Here is a 23,723-nt window from a genome sequence, read left to right on the forward strand (position 1 = left end):
CCTAGCGCGGGATCAGGCAGCCGCCGGCCGTACCTTCCAATAGGTGGCGTATCGTTCATGCGCGATGCGATGGTACGGGATCAGCCGCACGGGCGCGCGATCGGTCGACTGGATCGTGAACTCCAGCGGCGCCCCCGTCGGGCGCACCTGTCCGGCGATCGCTGCGGGGTCGCCCGCGAGCACGGGCGGGGTGAACGGCGCGTCGTTATACTCGCCATATTTCCGCTCGTTGACGACGATGTCGGCACCCGGCTGAAGCCCATCGCGGCCAAGCGCTCCGGCGAGCACGAGCGGGCCGTAGGTAAAGGCCACGATATCGGGCGCGGCCGGGATGCGTTCCGCAGCGACCTCCATCTGCAGCTCGAGCTCCACCCGGTCGCCGGTGCGCCAGGTCCGCTCGACCGCGATGAAGCTGCCGGGCGTGGAAGATCGCACCGTTTCCGTCCCGTTGATCCGCACCGTCGCGGTCCGGCTCCAGCGCGGATGGCGAAGCTTCAACGCGATCGCGACCGGCGTTTCGAGCGTCCAGGTCAGCATGGTCGACGCCGCATCGGGGAAACGGGTGGTCTGCGTAAGCTTCGCCCCCTTGTCCTTCCAAGTCACGGAGGAGGGAAGGAACAGGTTGACGTACAGCGACGCGGCGTCGTGGAAGTAGATCGAATCCCGGTACTTCACATGGTTTTCCATGCCGGTGCCGGTGCAGCACCAGAAGCTGTCTTCCGGCGTATGGTACAGCTTCATATATCCGGGGCGGGCGCCCTGGAAATAGGTCGCCATGCCGCTGTCCGGATCCTGCGAAGCGAGAATCCCGTTGTAGAGCGTGCGCTCATAATAATCGGCATATTCGGCCTGCGGATCGTGCAGGAACAGCGCGCGGGCGAGCTTGAGCATATTGTGCTGGCAGCACGTCTCGGATGCCTTGGCCGAAAAGACATGCTCTTCGAATTCGGCCGTCGGGAAGAAATGCTCGTTGTCGCCATGGCCGCCGGTGGCGAAGGACCGGGTGCGCGCAACCGTGCGCCAGAAGAAGGCGGCCGCCTGGTTATATCTGGCTTCGCCGGTCGCTTCGAAGACGCGTTGGAAGCCGACGATCTTGGGCACCTGCGTATTCGCGTGCAGGCCGTCGAGATGATCGCGCTCCTGTGCCAGCGGCTCGAGGATCGCCTTGTGCGAAAAGCGCTGCGACAGGGTGCGATACGCGTCCTTGCCGGTCATGAAATAGAGATCGGCGTAAATCTCGTTCATGCCGCCATGTTCGGTGGCGAGCATCGTCTCGAATTCGGCGTCCGACAGCGGACGGGTGGCGACGACACCCCAGTCCGCCAGGCGCAACAACACCTCGCGCGCGGTCGTGCTGTCGGCGAGCAGCGCCGCGTCACGGAGCCCGGCATAGATTTTGTGCAGCGTGTACCACGGAACGCCGGTGATCGGCTCACCGCGCAGATGCGCCGCGACCAGCGAAGCGCCCTTGGGAAAGGCGCAGACCAGGCCTGACTTCGCAGCCTTCTGGCATTGCGCCAGTTCGTTCGCCACATAGTCGATGCGCCGTTTGAACCGCGTGTCGCCGCCGGACCGATAGGCGAGCGCGCACCCGGACAGATAATGCCCGAGCGTATGGCCGTGGCAGTTGATGTCTTCCCAGGTGGAGACCGACTCCCAGCCGCCGTAGACCGCCGCCTTTGGCTTCAGGCCCGCATTGACGCGGAAATTGTGGAGCATGCGGTCTGGCTTGAGCGCGAGCAGATAGCGCTCGGTCATGCGCTGCGCATGCAGAAAGGGGCCTTCGCTCAGCGCCACATCGGCCATGTCGAACGGCTCGAGCTTCGTCGCGGCGACCCTGGCACCCTGTTGCACAGGGGCTGCCAGAACGGGTCCGCTCAGTCCGACGGCGGCGCTCACATTGGCCGCACCGGCGATGAAACGGCGCCGCGAATGGTTTGCGCAGCAATCTGATGTCGTCATGGCGGCGATCCGAAGCAAGGGTGGCAGTCTATTACTCCGTGTATATGGCGCGCCGGTCAATGCGAAGCGCATTCGCCCGTGGCAAATGCATTGCGCTTAACTTACACCCATGTAAGCATCCTCTTCGGGAGAGCGCGATGGCCGAGCATTTCGACGTGGTGGTGGTAGGCGCCGGCATTTCCGGGATCGGCGCGGGGTATTTCCTGCAGCGCGATTGTCCCGACCGCTCCTATGTCATCCTCGAGGGGCGCGAGCGTCTGGGTGGGACCTGGGACCTGTTCCGCTATCCCGGTATCCGCTCCGACAGCGACATGTATACGCTGGGCTACAGCTTCAAACCGTGGACCGAGGCGAAGGCGATCGCCGACGGGCCGACGATCCTGCGCTATCTCGACGAAACCGCGCGCGAGTACGGCATCGACCGCCATATCCGGCATCAGCACCGCGTCGTCGCCGCCAGCTGGTCGACCCCGGATGCGCGCTGGACCGTCACCGTCGAGCGGGGGGCGGAGCGGGAGCGGGTGGAATTCACCTGCAACTTCCTCTTCATGTGCTCGGGCTATTACAATTACGAGGCGGGCTACCTGCCGCAGTTCGAGGGGCGCGAGGATTTCGCGGGCACGATCGTCCATCCGCAGCACTGGCCCAACGGGCTGGACTATGCCGGCAAGCGCGTCGTCGTCATCGGATCGGGCGCGACGGCGGTGACACTGGTCCCCGAGATGGCGAAGTCGGCGGCTCATGTGACCATGTTGCAGCGCTCGCCCACCTATATCGTCGCGCGGCCGAGCGAGGATGGCATCGCCAACTGGCTGAGGCGCAAGCTGCCCGCGGGCATCGCCTATCGTCTGACGCGGACCAAGAATATCGCGCTCGGGCAATTCTTCTACCGCATCGCACGCCGCAAGCCGGACAAGACCAAGGCGCGGCTCGTCCAGATGGTGCGCGACGAACTCGGTCCCGATTACGACGTCGCGACGCATTTCACGCCGAGATACAATCCGTGGGACCAGCGTATCTGCCTGGTTCCCGACGCCGATCTGTTCGCAGCGATCCGCGATGGCAGCGCGTCGGTAGTGACCGACCATATCGAGCGGTTCGAGACCGATGGCATCCGCCTAAAGTCCGGCGACCTGCTGCCCGCCGACATCATCGTGACCGCGACGGGGCTCGACATGCAGCTGATGGGGGGCATCCCCTTCACGGTCGACGGCGCGCGCGTCGATCCGGCGCGGTCGCTGGGGTACAAGGCGATGATGTATTCGGACATCCCGAACCTCGCCTCATCCTTCGGCTATACCAATGCCAGCTGGACGCTGAAGTCCGACCTGACCTGTGCCTATGTCTGCCGCCTGCTCAACGCGATGAAGAAGCGCGGCATGCGCCAAGTCACGCCCCGCGTCGGCGCGGATGTGACGCAGGAGGATTTCCTGACCTTCACCTCGGGCTATGTCCAGCGCGCGATCGACCGCTTTCCGAAGCAGGGCGACAAGCGACCGTGGCGCGTCCACCAGAATTATACGCTCGACCTGATCGACCTCAAATTCGGCGGGATCGACGCAGGAATGGAATTTTCCAATCCCGAACCCGCGCGGGTGCGCGAGCCGGCCTGATCAGGGCCGGTCGTAGCGGATACGCCAGAGCCGATAGGGCGCCTTCTTGGGCAGCGCGACGGGCTCCAGCCAGTCGGGCACGTCGCGTCGGGCGAGCTGGCCGTAGAAGCCGTCGGGCTCGCGCGCGCGATACACCGTGGTCTCCGCCATATTGGGGCACACCAGCAGATACCGCGCGCCATAGCGCCGGGCGATGTCGCGGAACGCAGCGGGCTTGCCGGTAAAGGCATGGTGGACGTCGAGAATGGCCCGCTCGTTACGGTGATAGGGACCGGCAATGCCCTTGTGATGCGTCATCACGATCAGCCGCGGACCCAGGTCGACATGGGTGAACAGGGTCGAGGGGGGCAACGTCCGGTCGAGCATGCGCATCGCCGATGCGCTGGCGCAGCGTGTGTTGGCAGTGCCTACCGCGGCGCGCATTTTGCTTGGCGGATCGATCTTGACCCATTTGACGACGAACCCGGCGAACAGGCCGGAAACGAGCAGGAAGGCGGCAACCGAGCCGAGGATCCGCACCGGCATCCATTTATGGTTGAGGAACCACGGCACGACGATCCAGGCGAGATAGGTGGCACCCGGCGCCGCGAGCAGCTGTGCCGCAGGCCCGGCGCGGACCTGCCACAACAGCATCGCTCCGGCGAACAGGGTGAACAGCCCGATCGCGACCCATGCGACCAGCCGATCGGGCGACTTCGTTCGTAACGCCGCGACGCCCGCCCCGACGATGCCGATCACCGGCAGCACCGCGATGGGGAAGGCGAGCGCGAAGGTTTGCTTGTAGATCGGCCGCGCTTCGCGGACGTTGTTGAGCCAGGTTTCGGCCAGCTCGTCCGAAACGCCCTCCGGTCGCTGCAGGCATTGCGGAAACAGCCCGGCAAAGCCGCCCAGCACGATGCCGCCCGCGGCAGCGGCGAGGCCCAGCCGGACCAGGCGGCTGGCGGGGTTGAGCAGGGTAAGAACGAACAGCAGCGCGCCCGCCACGACCATCACCGACAGCCAGACCGGCGTCAGCGCATCGCAGCGCATCGCGTAATTGGCGTTGGACGCGAACAGCACGAACCCCGCGCTGCTTCCGCCCGCCAGCGCCAGGCCATAGGCGCGCAGCCGTGCGGCCTCGTCACGATCCCACACCCAGCGCAACGCGACGATCGCACCCGCCATTGCGCAGAAGGGCAGCAGCTCGAGTCCGATGGTCAGCGATGCGGCGCTGGCAAGCCCGATGGTCAGGCCACCGCGCGTCCGGCGCGGATCGGCGAGGCCCATGACGGTCAGCGCGAGGAAGGCGAGCTGCCAGCCATGATGATCGATGCGCAGCGGGACGTACTGGGCCATGGTCGCGGTGCAGCCCATCAGGATGATGATCGACAGCGGCCATGCCGTCGGTGCGATCAGCCTCCGTGCGGCCGCGCCCATCGCCAGCATCGCGACCGCGAGCGGGAACAGCGGGGCGATGCCGACCGCCAGTCGTTCGGCCATCGGCGTCCCGACGAACGGCTTGAACAGCAGGATCAGTGCCGCGATCGGGAGGTCGACGAGGCGCGACCAGTGGATGTCGAGGCCAGCGGGCGGATTGAGCCGATATTGCCGCAGGTCGTACCAGCCCTGTCCGTCGAGCAGCCCGCGCACCTGCATCAGGCGCATATTGTCGTCGGTGTCGCCCAGCGCCAGCGCGTTGATATAGCCCCAGCGCTGCCACAGATACCATCCGGCGATCACCGCCCAGGCGAGCAGCGTCCAGCGGATCCAGCGCGCGGTGATCTCATGGCCGAGGTCGAACCCCGCGAATCGCTTGGAACTCAAAATCGCTTCCCCTTCCGCAGCTTGCGCATTACGGCGGCGCCCGGCTTCAGGGCAAGGCAGGCGTGACGGCATTCATCCATCGGTTCGAACACATGCGGCGGAGCGGGATGCTCGGTCAGCTCGTCCGCTTCGGCATCGCGGGTGGCATTTCGACCGTGATCTACTCGGCCGTCTATCTGCCGCTGGTCTGGTGGGTGTTCCCCGACCTTGCCGTGGCGGCGGTGCCGTTCGCCTTTGCGGTCGCGGTGACCTGTGGCTTCTTTCTGCACAGCGCGTGGAGCTTCAAGGGGCACGGGACGCGCGACAATAGCGGGCGCCAGCACCTCAAATTCCTGATCGTCCAGGGCTTTGGCCTGCTGCTCAACGCGCTGTTCACCTGGGTGCTCGCCGACCTGCTGCACTATCCCGAATGGGTGCCGCTGGTCCCGATCGTGACCGTGACCCCGCTCGCGACGTTTGCGCTCAACCGCCAATGGGTGTTTGGATAGGCCATGGACCGCATCGTTTACGACCGCATGGCCGAGCATGATTCCACCCATTGGTGGTATGTGGCGCGCCGCGACATCCTGGCCGATTATATCGCGCGCTATGCCAAGCCGCCCAAGGGAGCGCGCATTCTCGAGATCGGCTGCGGCACCGGGCACAACCTGCCGATGCTGGGCGCGTTCGGCACGGTGGACGCGATCGAGATCGATGCGGCGGCGCGCGACGTGGCGAGCAAGCGGCTGGGCCGGGAGGTCGGCACCGCGCCGTTGCCGGACCTGAGCGGCGTGGCCGAGGGGCAGTACGACCTGATCGCCGTGCTCGACGTGGTCGAGCATGTCGAGGACGACGTCGCGGCGCTGGCGGGCATGGCGAAACGGCTGAAGCCGGGCGGGACGATCCTGATCACCGTGCCCGCGCACCAGTGGATGTGGAGCGCGCACGACGTGGTGAACCATCACAAGCGCCGCTATTCCAAGGCGACGCTGACCGCTGCGCTGGAGAGTGCGGGGCTGAAGTGGCGCAAGCTGCGCTGGTTCAACTCGCTGCTGTTCCCGGCGGCGGTGGCGGCGCGCGTGGCGGGCAAGCTGACCGGCAAGGACGACAGCGACGATTCGCCGCCGATGAAGCCGTTGAACTGGGCGTTCGAGAAGATTTTCGGGCTTGAGCGGCATCTGCTTGGGCGCGTGCCGATGCCGCCCGGCCTGTCGATCATCGTGCTGGCGCAGCCCAAGGGATAGCGCGGGTCCGGCGACGCTGAGGCGCCGTCGCGCTAGCGCCGGCCGTGCGGTCCCGTCAGTTCGCTTCGGCGATCGCCACCAAGGCTGCGTCCATCATCGGCGTTCCCGACGATCCCGAGGGGATGTCGTTGGCATAGACGGCGAAGGTCAGCATCTTGCCGCTTTTGCCCAGCATATAGCCGGCCAGTGCGCTGGTGGCGTTGAGCGAGCCGGTCTTGGCGAAGATCCGGCCTTCGAGGGTGGTTCCCTTGAAGCGCCGCGCGAGCGTGCCGTCAGTTCCGCCGACGGGCAGCGTTTCGCGCCATGCCGTGCCCCAGGGCTGGACGGCGATCCAGCGCAGCAGCGTCACCATCCCGCGCGGGGCGATGCGGTTGTAGGTCGACATGCCGGACCCGTCGGAAAAGTCGAAGGCGGTGCGCGGTACGCCGGCAGCCGCGAACATCGCCTCGACGCGTGCCTGCCCGTCGGCGACGGAGCCGCTGCCGTCGACCAGACCCGTCCGGCGGAGCAGCAGCTCGGCATGCAGGTTCTGGCTGACCTTGTTGATCGTGCGAACATCGTCGGCCAGCGGCGGTGGGGTTAGGGCGGCGAGCCACACTGGCTCGGGTGCACGCGGCGGCGGTGTGTCGCGTCGGGCCGGATCGTCCGACAGATCGGGTGCGCGATAGCGCGAAGTCACCGTCCCGCTCACCTTCACGCCGCGTTCGCGCAGCATCGCGGCCAGCCGCCAGGCGGCATAGTGCGCGGGATCGTCGATGCCGAAGCGCAGCGTTTGCGGCGAGGCATCGGCGGCGATCGTGCCTGTGACCCGCACGGTGCGCTCAAACGGCAGGCGATCGTAATTGAGGTCGGTCTTGCCGCCTGTAACCGTCAGCGCGCGATTGTCGATCGTCACATAGCCGAGATGGTCGAAGCGCGGCGGTTCGCCGGGCTTGCCCGCGGTGACGGTGACGTTGAGTTCGTTGTCGTCGAGGCTGAGCGCCGAGATCGCGGTGCCAGAGCGGGTCGGGATGTTGTTCCAGCTCATCCCCGAACTCCAGCGTTCGTCGGGGAACAGCGTCGCGTCACCGGTCACATTGTGGACGCGGCGGATGCCCGCAGCGATCGCATTGGCGAGCTGGGCAAGGCAATTGGTCACGCAGTCCGGCGCGCTCGACAGCCGGGCGTCCCCGCGACCGGTCAGGATCAGGTCCCGGCCGTCGACGCGCACTGCCGCGCCGCCGGTGTCATCGTGGTTGCCGATCCCCGGCATTGCCGACCACGCGGCGGCCGTGGTCACGATCTTGGTATTGGATGCCGGGATGAAGCGCTGGTCAGCATTGACCGCGACGATCTCGCGCCCCTGCGCGTCGGCGACGACTAGTCCGAAGCGGGTGCCGGTCGCGGCCTTGCCCAATTCCGCCGCCACCCGCGCGTCGAGCGTCGGCGCGTCCTGCGCCGCCAGCGGTGTGGCCAGCGCGAGCGCGGCGAGGGCGAAGACGCGCTTCACAGCAGGGTAGGCGGCTCGGACTTGCGCCGCGCGGGCTTGGCCGACGTTGCTTCGGTTTCGGCGCGCGGCGGTGCGAACGGCGCCACCGTCACTTCGCCCGAATCGAGATAGCGATAGCCGAGCGAGGCATGGCCCTTCACCGGCCCGGCTACGTCCGCGACCAGATAAAGCGGCCGCCGTTTCGATTCGACATAGAGGCGGCCAAGATACTCGCCGATCATGCCGAGCACGAACATCTGTACCGCGCCGAGAAACACCACCACGAGCATCGTCGAGGTCCAGCCCTGCACCGCGTTGCCGAGCAGCCAGCCGATCACGATGTAGAGGAACAGCAGCACCGACAGCCCGGTCAGGGCGAGCCCGACATGGCTGGCGAAGCGCAACGGCGCGGTCGAAAAGCCGGTTACTGCGTCGAGCGCGAAGCGGATCATCTTGGCGAGCGGATATTTGCTCTCGCCCGCGTGCCGCTCGTGCCGGTCGTAGACGAACGGGACCTGGCGGAAGCCGACCCAGGCGACCATCCCGCGGATGAAGCGCGCCTGTTCGGGCAGCGACAGGAACGCGTCGAGCGCGCGGCGGCTCATCAAGCGGAAATCGCCGGTGTCGAGCGGGATCGGCGTGTCGGTGATCCGATCGAGCATGCGGTAGAAGAAGGCGGCGGTGACCTTCTTGAAAAACGTCTCGCCGTCGCGCTTGCGGCGCACGGCATAGACGACGTCTGCGCCCTGTTCGCGCATCGTCGCGCGCATGTCGGTGAGCAGTTCGGGCGGGTCCTGAAGATCCGCATCGATGATCAGGATCTCCTCGCCCGCGCACAGATCGAGCCCGGCGGTCAGCGCGAGCTGATGCCCGTGGTTGCGCGACAGGTTGATCGCCACCAGCCGCGGATCGGCGGCGGCGAGCCGCTGCATCACCGCCCAGCTGCCGTCGCGGGAGCCGTCATTGACGAGCACGATCTCGTAATCGCTGCCCACCGCTTCGCGCGCGGCGGCGGATACCCGCCCGTGCAGCAGCTCGAGACAGCCTTCCTCATTGTAACACGGTACGACGACCGAGAGCTTGGGACGTTGCATGAAGCGCGGTCTAGCGCGCCGCGCGGCCCTCGTCATGCGGGATTTGCGGGTTGGTTCGCAGGTGCGCTCAGACGCGCTCGACCGAACTCACCGCGTCGGCGGCGCGCAGGCCGGCCATCAGCTTCATGAGATGCGCCGCGTCGCGCACTTCGAGATCGATCAGGTTGGTGTGGAATGTGGTGTCGCGCGTGTCGAAGCGGATGTTGAGGATATTCGCCTTGTGCTGCCCGATGATCGTCGCGATCGCGCCCAGCGCGCCGGGCTCGTTCTTCAACGTCACGGCGATGCGTGCGGTGCCGCCCTCGGCGCGGTCGCCCCAGCCGATATCGATCCAGTCCTGATCCTCGACCGCGTCCAGCTTCGGACAGCTGATCTGGTGAATTTCGATCGGCGCGCCGGGTTTCCGGACGCCGACGATACGGTCGCCCGGCACGGGCCGGCAGCAGCTTGCCAGCGTGAAGGCGACACCCGGGGTCAGACCCTTGATCGAGATCGGTGCGCGCTGGACCGGCTGGATATTCGCCTCGTCCTGCGTGGAGCCCGGCATCAGCGCTTCCATCACCTGTGCGTCGGTCAGCTTCTGGCGCGCGATCGCTTCCATCAGCGCGTCGGCATCGTCGAGCTTGAGCCGGGTGAGCGCGGCGCCGAGCGCTTCCTCGCCGATCGGCACCGGCAGGCGGGTGACGATCTCGTCGTAGAGGTTGCGGCCCAGTGCGATGGTCTCGTCGCGCTCCTTGTGGCGCAGATGGCGCCGGATCGCGGCGCGCGCCTTGCCCGTAATCGCGAAGTTCAGCCAGTTTTCCTGCGGCCGCTGTGCCTTGGAGCGCAGGATCGCAACCTGATCGCCCTGGGCGATTTCGGTGCGCAGCGGGACGACGCGGCCGTTGATCTTCGCGCCCACCGCCTGATCGCCAAGATCGGTGTGGACGGCATAGGCGAAGTCGATCGGGGTCGCGCCCTTGGGCAGCTGGATCAACTCACCCTTCGGCGTGAAGGCGAAGATGCGATCCTGATACATCGCCATCTTGGTGTGCTCGAGCAGCTCCTCGGGGCTTTCGGCCTGTTCGAGGATGTCGACGAGGTCGCGGATCCAGCTCACCTGCGTGTCGGGGCGCACCGCATCCTGCTTGTACGCCCAGTGCGCCGCGAGTCCGTGCTCCGCCTGCGCGTGCATCTCGCGCGTGCGGATCTGGATCTCGACGCGCGTGTCGCCGGCGTGCATGATGCTGGTGTGCAGCGAGCGATAGCCGTTGCGCTTGGGGGTGGAGATATAGTCCTTGAACCGCCCGGGCACCATCGGCCAGCGGCGGTGGATGATGCCGAGCGCGCGATAGCATTCCTCTTCGGTGCCGACGGTGGCGCGGAATGCCATGATGTCACTGAGCTGCTCGAAGCTGACGTGGCGCTCCGACATCTTCTTCCAGATCGAATAGGGGTGTTTCTCGCGCCCCGACACCTCGACCTCGAGCCCGCCGCGCGACAGCAACAGCTTGAGGCCGGAGCCGATCTTGGCGATGCGATCCTCGCCCTCGACCTTCAGCGCTTCCAGCCGCCGGGTGATCGATTCATAGGCTTCGGGTTCGAGTTGCTGGAAGGCGAGCGTCTGCATCTCCTTCATGAACTCGTACATGCCGATCCGCTCGGCGAGCGGGGCGTAGATGTCCATCGTTTCGCGCGCGATGCGGCGGCGCTTGTCGGGATTCGAGATGTGATGGAGCGTCCGCATATTGTGCAGCCGGTCGGCAAGCTTGACCAGCAGCACGCGAATGTCGTCCGACATGGCGAGTAGGAATTTGCGCAGATTTTCCGCCGCGCGCTCGCTTTCGGTCTGGGCCTCGATCTTGCTGAGCTTGGTCACGCCGTCGACCAGCCGCGCGACGCTCGGGCCGAATTTCGCTAGAATCTCGTCGGGCGTGGCGACCGTGTCCTCGATCGTGTCGTGGAGGATCGCGGTGGCGATCGTCTCGTCGTCGAGATGGAGGTCGGTGAGGATGCCCGCCACCTCGATCGGGTGGCTGAAATAGGGGTCGCCGCTCGCGCGCTTCTGACTGCCATGCGCATGCATCGAGAACACATAAGCGCGATTGAGCAGCGCCTCATCGGCTTCGGGGTCGTAGGACAGGACCCGGTCGACTAATTCATATTGACGCAGCACGGATTGAAGATGGGGGCGGCCGGTGCTGCTTTGCAACAGGATTCAAGCGAATACGGGCACCGGCCGTGCCGATGCCCGCATAACTGTTGCGCGAAGGTAACTCACCGACGCCGATCGCGTCACTTCGCGCGTTCGTTGCACGCCGCAAGGGCTTCCGCATCGAACGCGGTGTCGCCGACACTGAACGCACTGAGGGCGCCGATGCGCTGCACAACCCGCTGGCACATCACCTTCTCGCTCATCGTCGACTTGGGCGCGACACAGGTGCCGTCCTTGCACTTCCAGACGGTGGTCTGCGTGATGAAGCTGGCCTTCTTCGGCGCTTCCGTCGGGGTGGCGGAATAGTGGCCGGACTGCGCGAGGGCGGGGGTGGCGGCCGTCGCGATGCAGAACGCGGCAGCTGCAAACGGAGCGAGGCGGATCATCGATACTCTCCCTGGGGTGCGTCGCAACAAAGGTTGCGAATCGCTACCTAAAATTCTAGCGAATAAGTTGCAAGTAAAAACGTTTGCTGCGCCGCACGATCTTATCACATTGTGCCGGCCCCAAAATGAGGTAGATTCACCGGTTATGGGTCACACCGGACTGCGAGAGCCGCTTCGCCAGCTAGCGAATAGTTGCAGCCTCCCCGCTGCGCTGGAAGCGATGGGAGAGCGCTGGTCCTTCCTGATCCTGCGCGCCTCGTTCAACGGGCTGTATCATTTCGAAGAGTTCCAGTCGGAACTGGGCATCGCGCGCAACATCCTGGCGAACCGGCTCGCGCGGCTGGTCGATCACGGCATCCTGGCGCGTCAAACCTGCGACGACGACCGGCGAAAGGTCGAATACCGGCTGACGGAGAAGGGCTTCGCGCTGTTGCCGACGATGGTCGCGCTGCGCCAATGGGGCGAACGGTGGGAGACCGGCATGCAGGCGACGCCGGTGCTGGTCGACGCGCGCGACCGGCGGCGGATCGCGCCGGTGCAGGTGATGAGCCATGACGGACGGGCGCTGGGCAAGCACGATCTGTTGTGGTCGCTTCCCGAAGACGTCGCGGGCGAAGAGCCGGCGCGGGCCGCGGAATAGTCAGGCGGCGAGGGGGCCGATATCCGCGAGTTCACTGCGGTTGCGCCCGCGCGACTTGGCGCGATAGAGCGCCGCGTCGGCCCTGCGGAAGACTTCATCGGATGAGAGTTCCGCGCGAATCGGTGCGACGCCGGCGCTGACCGTGATCGAAAAGCCGCTCTCCGCCGAATGGATGCGCGTATCCTGCAGCGAGTTGCGCACGCGCTCGCACGCCGCCAGCGCCGCCGAGGCGCTTAGCCCGGGAAGCAGCACGGCGAATTCCTCGCCGCCCAGCCGTCCGATGACGTCCTCGACCCGCAGGCTGGCGCGCAGCACGTCGGCGAAGACGAGCAGGGCGGCGTCGCCGGCGTCATGGCCGTAGCCGTCGTTGACCTGCTTGAAATTGTCGAGGTCGAACAGCGCGAGCGCGGCGGGAAGCTCCGGCGTACGCCGCCGGTGCTGGTCGATCCGCTCCTGAAATGCGCGACGATTGAGGACGCCGGTCATCGGATCGGTACTGGCCTGGCGCTGGAGGTCGGCCTCGCGCGCCTTGCGCTGGCTGACCTCGCGCACGATGGTGACGATCGTCGCAACCTCTCCATCCGCATCGCGGACGGCGCGCGCCGTCGATTCGAACCAGCGAACGCCGCCGGTCGCGGTGATCCCGCGATATTCGAAGCGGTGCGTCGTGTCGGGTTGATCGATGATCTGTTGGTGCGCGTCGCGGACGCGGGCGCGGTCGGGCTCGAAAATCATGTCGAACGAGGTCGCCCCGACGAGACCCTCAGGCGGATAGCCGGACAATTCGCGTACCGAGGGGGATGCGAACAGCACGCGCCCGTCGCGATCGACGGTGAGAACCGCGTCGGAGGCATGCTCGGCAATCAGCCGGTAGCGCGCCTCGCTCGCCGACACGGCCTGGGCCAGACGATGATTTTGCGCGATCATCGTCGCGAACGGGACCGCGATCAGGAACAGGACGGCAAGGTAGAACTGGAAGAATTGCAGCCGCAGCGCGTAGCTCGCGTCGATCAGTTCGATCGGGCCGTGGCCTGCCATCGTGAACCCCGCCCCGATGATCGCGATCGCGAACATTCCGAGCGCTGCGCCGGCGACGCGATACACCATGGTCGCGGCGATCAGCGGCAGGATCGGCACGAACAGCAGCGGCAGCCGGGTCTGCGCGAAGGAAATCATGGTCACCGAAATCAGGAGCAGCGCGATCGTCGCGAAGCGACCGATGCCGCCGGGCTGTGGTTTGCGTTCGCGGTAGATGGTCCCACCGAGGACGAGCAACGCGATCGGGGTGGCGATCAACGTGCCCAGCCCGTGGCCGATGCCCCAGTTCATCCACACCGCCCAAGGGTCCGATCCCTGAGAAAGCGCCATCATCGCGGCAGGCAGCGGCCCAGTCAGCAGCGGGGAGACGACGCCTGCCGCGGCGACGAACGCGGCGAGCGAGGGGAGTGCTAGAAAAGCGCGCGCGTCGCCGCCGAAGCGCCGCAGCAGGAGCCAGCCGAGCAGCGCCTCACCGATGTTGGCGATGCCGAACAGCGGCGCCAGCGCCGTATAGGGCGAGACGGTTATCGATGCCGAGATCGACGCGGCGAAACAGGCGACGAGGTGAAGCGGGCGCTCTGCGGCAGGCCGGGTCAGCAGCGCCGCGATGAGCGGGCCATTGGCGAGCCAGAGCAGCGCGACATTCTGGTTCAGGCGGGTCAGGCCGATCGCGGCCACCGCCAGAATGAAATAGGTCAGCGCGACCCCGGCGACGATCGCCAATCCGGTTCTGTCACTCGTCCCGTAGCGCATGGCGATTTGATATCGGGCCAAGGTTAAGAGCGCGTTTCCCGCGTCGACCCACACCGGCCGGGCGCGCCGCTTTATTCGCTGTCCTGCATGCGCGCGCGAACTGCGTCCGGCACTGGTGCGGACCGGCCCGTGTCGAGATCGACATTGACGTAGACCAGTTCGATCACGGTATGCAGCGCGCCGGTTCGCGCGTGCACCAGTTCGATCCGGCTGGTGAGGCTCGAGCGCCCGATCCGGTCGGTACGCACGAAGGCGTCGAATTTCTCGTCATAGCGGAACGGCGCCTTGTACTCGACGACGGCGCGCGCGACGTGGAACTCCATGCCGCGCCATTCGGGCAGGTCCGACAGCTTCAGCCAACGCCAATATTCGCTCAGCGCGACATCGGCATATTCGAGATAGCGCGAGTTAAAGACGACCTTTTGCCCGTCGATTTCCGCGTAGCGGACGCGCAGTCGATGGCTGAAGGCAAACCCCTCCCGCGACGCCGCATTCACGCCGACTTCGCGCCGGTGTTGACACCCATCGACTGCAGATAGCGCTTCACGTTGCGCGCGGCCTGGCGCAGGCGCTGTTCGTTCTCGACCATCGCGATGCGCACGAACCCTTCGCCATTCTCGCCATAGCCGACCCCCGGTGCGACCGCGACCTTTGCATGGGTGAGCAGCTGCTTGGAGAATTCGAGGCTGCCGAGATGCGCCAATGCGGGCGGGAGCGGCGCCCATGCGAACATGCTGGCGGGCGGGGGCGGGATATCCCATCCGGCCCGACCGAAGCTTTCGACCAGCACGTCGCGGCGCTTGTGATAGAGCTGGCGGTTCTTCTCGACGATGTCCTGCGGGCCGTTGAGCGCTGCGCAGGCGGCCGCCTGGATCGGGGTAAAGGCGCCATAGTCGAGATACGACTTCACCCGCGTCATCGCCGCGATCAGTCGCTTGTTGCCGACCGCGAAGCCCATCCGCCAGCCGGCCATCGAATAGGTCTTGCTGAGCGAGGTGAACTCGATCGCGATATCCTTGGCGCCCGGTACCTGCAGGATCGAGACCGTCGGCTTGCCGTCGAAGTACAGCTCCGAATAGGCGAGGTCGGACAGGATCCAGACCTGGTTCTCCTTCGCCCAGGCGACCAGCCGCTCGTAAAAGGCGAGATCGACCGTCTCCGCGGTCGGGTTCGACGGATAGTTGACGACGAGCACGCTCGGGCGCGGCACGGTGAAGGCGATCGCGCGCTCGAGGCTTTCGAAATAGGCCGCGTCGGGCGTGGTCGGCACCGCGCGGATCGTGGCGCCGGCAAGGATGAAGCCGAAGGTGTGGATCGGGTAGCTGGGGTTGGGGGCGAGCACCACGTCGCCCGGCGCGGTGATCGCGGTGGCGAGGCTGGCCAGCCCCTCCTTGGACCCCATCGTCACCACGACTTCGGTCTCGGGATCGATATCGACGCCGAAGCGGCGGCCGTAATAATTCGCCTGAGCGCGGCGCAGCCCGGGAATCCCCTTAGACTGCGAATAGCCATGCGCATCGGGCTTGCGCGCGACCTCGCACAATTTCTCGATCACATGATCGGGCGGGGGCAGGTCGGGATTGCCCATGCCCAGATCGATAATGTCCTCGCCGCCTGCGCGCGCCGCTGCCCGCATCGCGTTGACTTCGGCGATGACATAGGGCGGCAGACGCTTCATGCGGTAGAATTCTTCGGACATCGTGCTGGCTTTCGGCTCCTCGTGGTCGCGCACTCCGCGATGCCTCGTTATACAGGGGGCGGGGCGGCAAGCCAGAGGAGAGGCGCGTGGCGACGGCAAAGAAAAAAACGACGACCGCAAAGACGAAGCCCGACACTGCCACGACCAGCAAGCCCGGCGCGAAGCGCACGGCAAAGCCCAAGGCGGCGGACGCGCCCCGCCCGGAACCCGAATCCGCAGCGCAGCCGGGCCTCGAGGATCTTCAGCACTGGACCTGGGTGTTCGGTCGCGCGCAGCAGATGATGATGGAGCAAGGCCTCGATTTCGCGACCATGCCCCCGCTTCCCGCGGCGCCGGCATTCGACCCGTCAGCGGCATTGCGTGCCGGGACGGAGTTCTGGGCCGACACGATGAACCTGTGGCAGCGCTTTCTCGATCCCGCCACGGCGAAACCGTTCGAGGAAACGCCCGAACAGGCACGCGACAAGCGCTTCAAGGCGCCACAGTGGCGCGAGCAGCCGGTGTTCGACTTCATCCGCCAGAGCTACCTGACGCTGTCGAGCCATTTGCTGAAGGGCGTCGAGCAGATCGATGGCCTGACGCCGAAGCAGAAGGAGCAGCTTCGCTTCGCCACCCAGGGGTTCATCGACGCGATGAGCCCGAGCAATTTCCCCGCCACCAATCCGCTGGTGGTGGAGCGCACGATCGAGACCAAGGGCGAGAATCTGCTCAAGGGGCTGGCGCATATGCTCGCCGACATGAGCAAGGGGCAGATGACGCAGACCGCCGAGGGCGTGTACGAACTGGGCGAGAATATCGCGACGACGCCGGGTCGAGTGGTCAAGCGCACGCCGCTGTACGAACTGATCCAATATTCGCCGACCACCGAAACGGTGTTCGAAACGCCGCTGGTAATCTTTCCGCCCTGGATCAACCGCTTCTACATCCTCGACCTGACGCCGGAGAAGAGTTTCATCCGCTGGGCGGTGGAGCAGGGGCTGACCGTGTTCGTCGTCTCGTGGAAATCGGCCGATGCGTCGATGGCCGATATCGTGTGGGACGATTATGTCGAGCGCGGACAGGTCGACGCGATCGATACGGTGCGCGATCTGCTGGGTGTCGAGAGCGTGCACGCGATCGGCTATTGTGTCGCCGGGACGACGCTTGCCGCCACGCTGGCGGTGCTGGCGGCGCGGGGGGAGGCGGCGAAGGTCAAGAGCGCGACCTTCTTCACCGCGCAGGTCGATTTCAGCGAGGCCGGCGACCTAAACGTGTTCGTCGATGACGAGCAACTGGCGCTGATCCAGTCGCTGAGCAGCGACGGCTTCCTCGACGGACGCTACATGGCCGCGACCTTCAACCTGCTGCGCGGTCGCGACCTCATCTGGAATTATGTGACGAGCAACTATCTGCTGGGCGAGGATTATACCCCGTTCGACCTGCTCCACTGGAACTCGGACGTTACCAACCTGCCCGCCAAATGGCATGCGAGCTATCTGTCCGACCTGTATCGCGACAACCTGCTGGTCCAGCCCGGAGCGCTGACGATCGGGGGGACGCCGGTCGACCTGACCCAGGTGAAGACCCCCGCCTATGTCCAGGCCGGGCGCGAGGACCATATCGCACCGGCGCGCAGCGTGTGGAAACTGACCGGGCATCTGGCCGGTCCGGTGCGGTTCGTGCTGGCCGGATCCGGACATATCGCCGGGGTGGTGAACCCGCCGTCGTTGGGCAAGTACCAGCACTGGATCAACGACGGCGCGCCAGCCGATCTTGACGATTTTGTTGCAGGCGCCACCGAAGTCAAGGGCAGCTGGTGGCCGGACTGGATCGCCTGGATCGAGCGGAACGATGCCGCACGCGTTCCAGCAAAAAAGGCCCGTATTCCAACGGAAAATGCGGAACTGGGGGCGGCTCCGGGGCGTTACGTCCGAACCCGCTAAGTTTTTTGTGCACTGCACAATAAGCCTCTTGAACTGGGCCTCCCGACCGCGTATATGCTGCATTGCAATAATCGCAGCGAGGAACGTCGATATGGCCAGCAAGGGTCCGCGTACCGGCGCGAAAAAACCGGTGACCAGGGCGCAGGCCGCGAAGCCGGCGGCCGCAGCGCCGGTCGCCAAGCCGCCGGTCGTCGAGGCGGCGGCAGAACCCGTAGCCGAGGTCGTCGAAGCGCAGCTCGAGGCCACCGCCGAAACCGTGAGCGTCGCGGCGGATGCGGCCGAACAGGCGATGCCTGCCGCAGCCGAGGCGGTCGAGACGCTCGCCGCCCCGGCCACCGAAATCATCGAAGATACCGCCCCGCAGATGGCGGAAACCGCAAGCAAGGGAAGTGCAATCATGGAAAACACGATGGAAAAGAGCCAGGCGATGTTCGCCGAGATGAACGAGCGCGCCAAGGCCGCGGTCGAGAAGAACACCAAGCTGGTCGGCGAAATGACCGATCTGGCCAAGGGCAATGTCGAGGCGCTGGTCGAGAGCGGCAAGATCACCGCCAAGGGCATGGAATCGATGGGCCAGGACGCCGCGGAATATGGCCGCAAGTCGTTCGAGCAGGCCACCGCCACCATGAAGAACCTGGCTGCGGTCAAGTCGCCCGCCGACTTCTTCAAGCTGCAGAGCGACTATGTCCGCTCGGCGTTCGACTCGATGGTCGCCGAGACCTCGAAGAACACCGAAGCGTTCATCAAGCTGGCCGGCGATGCCGCGCAGCCGGTTTCGAACCGGTTCGCCGTCGCAATGGAAAAGATCAAGACCGCGGCCTGAACCGGCCACGGTTCCGGATCGGAACAGATCGGGGCGGTCGCGCGAGCGGCCGCCCTTTTTTGTCGTCCGGTGCAGCGCGCAGCGGATTTTCGCGCGATCGCCCCCTTGCCCTCGAATCCCCGGTGCCATATTTTTAAACGCTCATGACAGCGCGATATCCCATGATGCCGATGGCCCCGACCCAGATGGCCGACGATCCCGACCGCGATGACGAGGGCGGCGCGGCAACCGGTGTCGCGACGCGGACGCGGGCGAAGACCAAGAAGCCGACGCCCTATCGCGTGCTGATGCTCAACGACGACTACACGCCGATGGAGTTCGTCGTGCTGGTCCTGCAGCGCTTCTTCAAGATGGACATGGAGGAGGCGACGCGCGTGATGCTGCAGGTGCATCAGCGTGGTGTCGGGGTGTGCGGGGTGTTCAGCTACGAAGTCGCCGAGACCAAGGTGGCGCAGGTGATCGACTTCGCCCGCCAGAACCAGCACCCGCTGCAATGCACGCTGGAGAAGGCCTGACCCGGTCTATTGCGGTGCGGGTAGCCAGCTGAGGTCCAGCCCTTCGTACCGGTTCACATAGTTCGCCGCGCGCGCCATCGCGTCTTCGTCGACCAGCGTCACCCGGCCCGATTCGCGGGCGATCATTCCCTCCTCCTCGAGCTGGCGCAGCATGCGGTTGACATGGACGGAGGTGAGGCCGGTCGCGTCGCCGATCTCCTCCTGCGTCAGCCCCAGCGTGAACGCCTTTTCGATCGACTTGTCGGTTCCGCGCAGCCGGTTGCGCATCTCCAGCAGGAGCGCGGCGACGCGTGCCTTTGCCGAGGTGCGGCCGAGCGCGGCGAGGCGATCGGTCAACGCGACCCGCTCGATCTGGCACAGGACGAGGATCAGGGCGGACAGGCGGGGGTGCGCCACGCTGAGCGCGCTGAACGCCTGGCGGTCGAAGGGGCAGACCACGCAGTCCGACAGCGCGCACAAGGTCTCGGGCGATTCACGATAGACGATGCTGGACAGGCCGAGCATGTCGCCGGGAAAGTAGAAGCGCAGGATCTGGCGGCTGCCATCGTCGAGCAGCACATAGCTCATCACCAAGCCCTTGCGCAGGATGAACAATTCGTCGGCGCGTTCATTCTCGCGCAGGACCATCGCGCCGCGCCGGATATGGCGCTGCCGCTCTTCCAGCCGCTCGAGAGCAGCCTTTTCCGCCGGTACGAGCTCAACCAGCTCGCCGAGAATTTCCGCGAAACAACTCCCTGACACGCTGTACCTTCCCCCAACTTCCCCCTGCAAAGCAGCCCAGCAAAATCAGTGCATTAAAATCGATCAAGGCGGCGAACGATCTGCCGCACTTGCGCGCGCTTTCCCACACGATAGAAGCCCCGCAATGGACCGTATTCTCATCCGCGGCGGACGCCGCCTAGCTGGTAAAATTGCTATATCGGGCGCGAAGAACGCCGCGTTGACGCTCATGCCGTGCGCGTTGTTAACCGACGAGCCGCTGACGCTGCGCAATTTGCCGCGGCTGGCCGATGCCGACAGCTTCGGGCATCTGCTCAACGAACTGGGTGCCTCGACCGCGATCGAGGGGACGCGGCCCAATGATTTCGGCCGCGTGCTCACCGTCCGCGCCTCGCGCCTGACCTCGCGTGTCGCGCCGTACGACATCGTGCGCAAGATGCGGGCGTCGATCCTGGTGCTCGGCCCGTTGCTGGGACGCGAGGGCGAGGCGACCGTATCGCTGCCCGGCGGCTGCGCGATCGGCAACCGGCCGATCGACCTGCACCTCAAGGCGCTCGAGGCGATGGGGGCCGAGATCGAGCTGGCAGCAGGCTATGTGAAGGCGACGGCTCCGGGCGGGCGGCTGCCCGGCGGACGCTATCGCTTCCCCGTGGTGTCGGTCGGCGCGACCGAGAATGCGCTGATGGCGGCGGCGACCGCGCGGGGCACGACGGTGCTGGAAAATGCGGCGCGCGAGCCGGAGATCGTCGATCTGTGCAACCTGCTGGTGGCGATGGGTGCATCGATCGAGGGGATCGGGAGCGAGACGCTGACGATCGAGGGGCGCGACCGGCTGCACGGGGCGACCTATAGCGTGATGCCCGACCGGATCGAGGCCGGCAGCTATGCCTGTGCTGCGGCGATCACCGGCGGGGACGTGGTGCTGGAAGGCGCGAAGGCGGAAGACATGCGCGCGACTCTCGACGCACTGGTCGAGGCCGGGGTGACCGTCGAGGAACAGTCGCGCGGCATCCGCATCGCCGCGGAGGGCCCGCTCAAGCCGATCACGCTGTCGACTGCGCCCTATCCCGGCTTTGCCACCGACATGCAGGCGCAGTTCATGGCGATGCTGTGCAAGGCGGACGGCGCGAGCGTGCTGACCGAGACGATCTTCGAGAACCGCTACATGCACGTCCCCGAGCTGGCACGGATGGGCGCGAATATCGATGTGCGCGGCCGCACGGCGGTGGTTCATGGCGTCGATCGCATGGTCGGCGCGCCGGTGATGGCGACCGACCTGCGCGCATCGATGAGCCTGATCCTTGCCGGCCTGATCGCCGAGGGCGAGACCCAGGTAAGCCGCATCTATCACCTCGACCGCGGCTATGAGCGGCTCGAGGAAAAGCTGCAGGGCGTCGGCGCGGACATCGAACGCGTCGGTGACGGCTGACCCTGTCGCTGATAGGTCCGCTGCGATTGCGAATCGCGGGAGCCTGTCGATGAAGCCGTTTATGGGAGCCGGACTGGCCCTGCTGGCGCTTGCCGGCTGTGCGCCGCAGCGGGCGGCGGGACCTGTCGCGCCGCTGACGGTGCGGATCATCGCATTCAACGACTTTCACGGCGCGCTGGAAACCCCGGCGCGGCCGATCGACGTGCAGGCTGCGGACGGCAAGACGGTCAAGGTCCCGGCCGGGGGGGCGGCCTATTTCGCGTCGGCGGTGAAGGCGATGAAGGCGGGCAATCCGAACAATGTCGTCGTTGCGGCGGGCGATCTGACCAGCGCCAGTCCGCTGGTCTCATCGCTGTTTCTCGACGAGCCGACGGTCAAGGCGCTGAGCATGGCGGGGCTCGAGTTCAACGCGGCCGGCAATCATGAATTCGACCGCGGAACCAAGGAGTTGCTGCGCCTTCAGACCGGCGGATGCGCGCAAAATACGACGGCTCGGCCGTGCCAGCTCGAGCCGTTCGAGGGCGCATCCTACACGTACCTTGCGGGCAATACGCTCGACGCCTCGGGCAAGAGCCTGATGCCCGCGACCGGCCTCAAGAGCTTCGGTACCGGCAGGAAAAAGGTTACCATCGGCTTTATCGGCATGACCACGCGCATGACCTCCACCTATGTCGATCCGGCGGGGATCGTGGGGTATCGTTTTGCCGATGAAGCGGAGACCGCGAACAAGCTGATCCCGCAACTCAAGGCGCAGGGGGCCGATGCCATCGTCGTGCTGGTACATGAAGGCGGGTACCCGGCCCGGACCGACCAGCCGGAACGGTGCGAGGGGCTGTCGGGACCCATTCTCGACATCATGGAGCGGCTAGACCCCGGCGTGGACGTGATCGTCTCGGGCCACACCCATCGTTCCTATATCTGCGACTATTCGGCGACCAACCCGGCCAAGCCGGTGCTGCTGACCAGCGCCGGCAATAACGGCGTGATGCTGACTGCCATCGACCTGACCTTCGACCCGGTGACGAAGAAAGTATCCGAGCGCTCGGCAAGTCAGCGGATCGTGCAGGGCGATGGCGCGGTGAGCGCTGGCGGGCCGGTCAAGAGCAACCCCGCCTTCCCGGTCTATCCTGCCGACCCGGCCGTCGCGGCGCATGTCGCACGCTACGCCGCCGCCGCCGCGCCGCGCGCCCGGCGGGCGGTGGGCAAGGCGTCGGCACCGATCCTGCGCGACGAAGACAGCGAGATCGTCGAATCGCCGTTGGGGCTGCTGATCGCCGATGCGCAGCTGGCGGCGACGCGGAAGGACGGGGCACAGATCGCGCTGATGAACCCCGGCGGGGTGCGCGCGTCGATCAACCCGGCTGCAGACGGGACGGTGACGTTCGGCGACCTCTACACGGTCCAGCCGTTCGGCAACAATCTTCAGGTGCGCGAATATACCGGCGCGCAGCTGCTGGCGGTGCTGGAACAGCAATTCACCAATGAAGACGGGCCGAAGCTGCTGTTCCCCTCGGGCCTCAGCTACAGCTATGATCGCTCGCGCCCGGAGGGCCAGCGGATCATCGCGCCGGTGGTGCAGGGCAAGCCGCTCGATCCGGCGGCGACCTATCGGGTGGCGATGAACGCGTTCCTGGCCGGGGGTGGCGATGCCTTTCCGACGCTGGCAGTGGGTCGGATCGTCGCGGGCGGGATGATCGACCTGGACGCGCTGGAAGCCTGGTTCGCGCGGGGCGAGGTGGTGACCCCGCCCGCGTTGGGGCGGGTGAAGAATGTGGGTCCGCAATAAACCACAGCGTCATCCCCGCGAACGCGGGGACCCATCTCCCGGACGCGCGGCATACCGCTCCGGATTGGATCTGGAGAGCGCAGGAGATGGGCCCCCGCGTTCGCGGGGGTGACGGTTCGGCTTAAGCCCGCACCACCTTCGCGATTGCGTCGAGCAGGCCGTTGACGAAACCCTTTTCGCGGCGGTCGTAAAAGGCGTCGGTGACGTCGAGATATTCGCTGATCGCCGCGCCCACCGGCACATCCTTGCGCGCGAGCAGCTCATAGGTGCCGGCGCGCAGGATCTGGCGCATCGGACGATCGAGCCGGTCGAAGCTCCAGTCGACCGACAGCTTGGATGCGATCAGCGCGTCGATCTCGTCGCGGCGCGCGTCGACGCCCTTGACGATATCGTCGAAGAACATCGGATCGGCGTCGATATATTCCGCATCCTCGATCGTCGCGCCCAGCCGGTGCTGGTGAAACTCGGCCAGCAGCTTGGGCAGGGGGGTCTTCTCCATCTCCTGCTGGTACAGTGCCTGCACGGCGGCGAGGCGTGCGGCAGCGCGGGCCTTGGATCGGGTTTTTGCGGTGGGACTGGGCATAGGTTAAATTCCGTTCGGGCCACGCGGCGCGCGGCCCCTTTCCTGGGGTCTGTAGGGACCGCGACCGCCTTT

Annotated in this window: 20 protein-coding genes; 9 read left to right on the forward strand and 11 right to left on the reverse strand. The window is 66.0% G+C overall.

What is annotated here, in order from left to right:
* Window positions 1–12: 12 nt before the first annotated feature.
* Entirely contained in the window at window positions 13–1,806 is a 1,794-nt protein-coding gene (locus ABS767_RS07815; RefSeq protein ID WP_408078670.1) for a glycoside hydrolase family 127 protein, read from the reverse strand.
* A gap of 293 nt (window positions 1,807–2,099) precedes the next feature.
* On the opposite strand from ABS767_RS07815, the gene ABS767_RS07820 reads away from it, so the two are divergent.
* Window positions 2,100–3,575 (forward strand): flavin-containing monooxygenase, encoded by a 1,476-nt coding sequence (locus tag ABS767_RS07820; protein WP_408077786.1) that lies wholly within the window; start codon window positions 2,100–2,102, stop codon window positions 3,573–3,575.
* Here ABS767_RS07820 and ABS767_RS07825 read toward each other — a convergent pair whose 3' ends face one another.
* Window positions 3,576–5,378 (reverse strand): AcrB/AcrD/AcrF family protein, encoded by a 1,803-nt coding sequence (locus tag ABS767_RS07825; protein ID WP_408077787.1) that lies wholly within the window; start codon window positions 5,376–5,378, stop codon window positions 3,576–3,578.
* Between the two features lie 107 nt (window positions 5,379–5,485).
* Here ABS767_RS07825 and ABS767_RS07830 point away from each other — a divergent pair, with 107 nt between their 5' ends.
* The gene (locus ABS767_RS07830) at window positions 5,486–5,866 is read left to right on the forward strand and encodes a GtrA family protein (protein ID WP_408078671.1); all 381 of its coding nucleotides are present in this window, start codon (window positions 5,486–5,488) and stop codon (window positions 5,864–5,866) included.
* 3 nt (window positions 5,867–5,869) lie between these two features.
* A complete protein-coding gene (locus ABS767_RS07835) occupies window positions 5,870–6,601 on the forward strand; it encodes a class I SAM-dependent methyltransferase (protein ID WP_408077788.1) in 732 nt (243 codons plus the stop codon).
* 55 nt (window positions 6,602–6,656) lie between these two features.
* Here the strand turns inward: ABS767_RS07835 and dacB are convergent, their stop codons facing one another.
* From dacB to ABS767_RS07855, 4 genes are all read right to left on the reverse strand, one after another.
* The gene (gene dacB / locus ABS767_RS07840; RefSeq protein WP_408077789.1) at window positions 6,657–8,090 is read right to left on the reverse strand and encodes a D-alanyl-D-alanine carboxypeptidase/D-alanyl-D-alanine endopeptidase; all 1,434 of its coding nucleotides are present in this window, start codon (window positions 8,088–8,090) and stop codon (window positions 6,657–6,659) included.
* Window positions 8,087–9,163, reverse strand: coding sequence for a glycosyltransferase family 2 protein (locus tag ABS767_RS07845; RefSeq protein WP_408077790.1), 1,077 nt, complete (start codon window positions 9,161–9,163; stop codon window positions 8,087–8,089). The genes dacB and ABS767_RS07845 overlap by 4 nt, the downstream gene beginning before the upstream one ends.
* A gap of 67 nt (window positions 9,164–9,230) precedes the next feature.
* On the reverse strand, window positions 9,231–11,318 hold the full coding sequence (locus tag ABS767_RS07850) for a RelA/SpoT family protein (RefSeq protein ID WP_408077791.1): 2,088 nt from the start codon (window positions 11,316–11,318) through the stop codon (window positions 9,231–9,233).
* A gap of 119 nt (window positions 11,319–11,437) precedes the next feature.
* Window positions 11,438–11,743 carry a CC_3452 family protein gene (locus ABS767_RS07855; protein WP_408077792.1) on the reverse strand — a complete coding sequence of 102 codons (306 nt, stop codon included), beginning with the start codon at window positions 11,741–11,743 and terminating at the stop codon, window positions 11,438–11,440.
* Between the two features lie 220 nt (window positions 11,744–11,963).
* Between ABS767_RS07855 and ABS767_RS07860 the strand changes: the two genes are divergently transcribed.
* Window positions 11,964–12,383, forward strand: a complete 420-nt coding sequence (locus ABS767_RS07860; protein ID WP_408077793.1) for a winged helix-turn-helix transcriptional regulator — start codon at window positions 11,964–11,966, stop codon at window positions 12,381–12,383.
* On the opposite strand, the gene ABS767_RS07865 is transcribed toward ABS767_RS07860, so the two are convergent.
* The 3 genes from ABS767_RS07865 to ABS767_RS07875 form a co-directional block, all read right to left on the reverse strand.
* Window positions 12,384–14,144, reverse strand: coding sequence for a GGDEF domain-containing protein (locus tag ABS767_RS07865; RefSeq protein WP_408077794.1), 1,761 nt, complete (start codon window positions 14,142–14,144; stop codon window positions 12,384–12,386).
* 101 nt (window positions 14,145–14,245) lie between these two features.
* A complete protein-coding gene (locus ABS767_RS07870; RefSeq protein ID WP_408077795.1) occupies window positions 14,246–14,671 on the reverse strand; it encodes an acyl-CoA thioesterase in 426 nt (141 codons plus the stop codon).
* Window positions 14,668–15,873, reverse strand: a complete 1,206-nt coding sequence (locus ABS767_RS07875; RefSeq protein ID WP_408078672.1) for an LL-diaminopimelate aminotransferase — start codon at window positions 15,871–15,873, stop codon at window positions 14,668–14,670. The genes ABS767_RS07870 and ABS767_RS07875 overlap by 4 nt, the downstream gene beginning before the upstream one ends.
* A 257-nt stretch (window positions 15,874–16,130) precedes the next feature.
* On the opposite strand from ABS767_RS07875, the gene ABS767_RS07880 reads away from it, so the two are divergent.
* The 3 genes from ABS767_RS07880 to clpS all read left to right on the forward strand — a co-directional run bounded on the left by ABS767_RS07880 (window position 16,131) and on the right by clpS (window position 19,133).
* Entirely contained in the window at window positions 16,131–17,795 is a 1,665-nt protein-coding gene (locus tag ABS767_RS07880) for a PHA/PHB synthase family protein (protein ID WP_408078673.1), read from the forward strand.
* Between the two features lie 91 nt (window positions 17,796–17,886).
* The gene (locus tag ABS767_RS07885; RefSeq protein ID WP_408077796.1) at window positions 17,887–18,618 is read left to right on the forward strand and encodes a phasin family protein; all 732 of its coding nucleotides are present in this window, start codon (window positions 17,887–17,889) and stop codon (window positions 18,616–18,618) included.
* Window positions 18,619–18,788: 170 nt separating this feature from the next.
* Complete coding sequence (gene clpS / locus ABS767_RS07890; RefSeq protein WP_408077797.1) at window positions 18,789–19,133, forward strand: ATP-dependent Clp protease adapter ClpS; 345 nt, start codon at window positions 18,789–18,791, stop codon at window positions 19,131–19,133.
* Between the two features lie 6 nt (window positions 19,134–19,139).
* Here the strand turns inward: clpS and ABS767_RS07895 are convergent, their stop codons facing one another.
* The gene (locus ABS767_RS07895) at window positions 19,140–19,874 is read right to left on the reverse strand and encodes a Crp/Fnr family transcriptional regulator (RefSeq protein WP_408077798.1); all 735 of its coding nucleotides are present in this window, start codon (window positions 19,872–19,874) and stop codon (window positions 19,140–19,142) included.
* Window positions 19,875–19,998: 124 nt separating this feature from the next.
* Between ABS767_RS07895 and murA the strand changes: the two genes are divergently transcribed.
* Both murA and ABS767_RS07905 read left to right on the forward strand, forming a co-directional pair.
* Complete coding sequence (gene murA / locus ABS767_RS07900; protein ID WP_408077799.1) at window positions 19,999–21,282, forward strand: UDP-N-acetylglucosamine 1-carboxyvinyltransferase; 1,284 nt, start codon at window positions 19,999–20,001, stop codon at window positions 21,280–21,282.
* Window positions 21,283–21,331: 49 nt separating this feature from the next.
* Window positions 21,332–23,068, forward strand: coding sequence for a bifunctional metallophosphatase/5'-nucleotidase (locus ABS767_RS07905; protein ID WP_408077800.1), 1,737 nt, complete (start codon window positions 21,332–21,334; stop codon window positions 23,066–23,068).
* Between the two features lie 121 nt (window positions 23,069–23,189).
* Here ABS767_RS07905 and nusB read toward each other — a convergent pair whose 3' ends face one another.
* Window positions 23,190–23,651, reverse strand: a complete 462-nt coding sequence (nusB, locus tag ABS767_RS07910) for a transcription antitermination factor NusB (RefSeq protein ID WP_408077801.1) — start codon at window positions 23,649–23,651, stop codon at window positions 23,190–23,192.
* Window positions 23,652–23,723: the final 72 nt, after the last annotated feature.

Origin of the sequence: Sphingomonas plantiphila (genome assembly GCF_046000505.1) — a bacterium.
GTDB classification, from domain to species: Bacteria; Pseudomonadota; Alphaproteobacteria; order Sphingomonadales; family Sphingomonadaceae; genus Sphingomonas; species Sphingomonas plantiphila.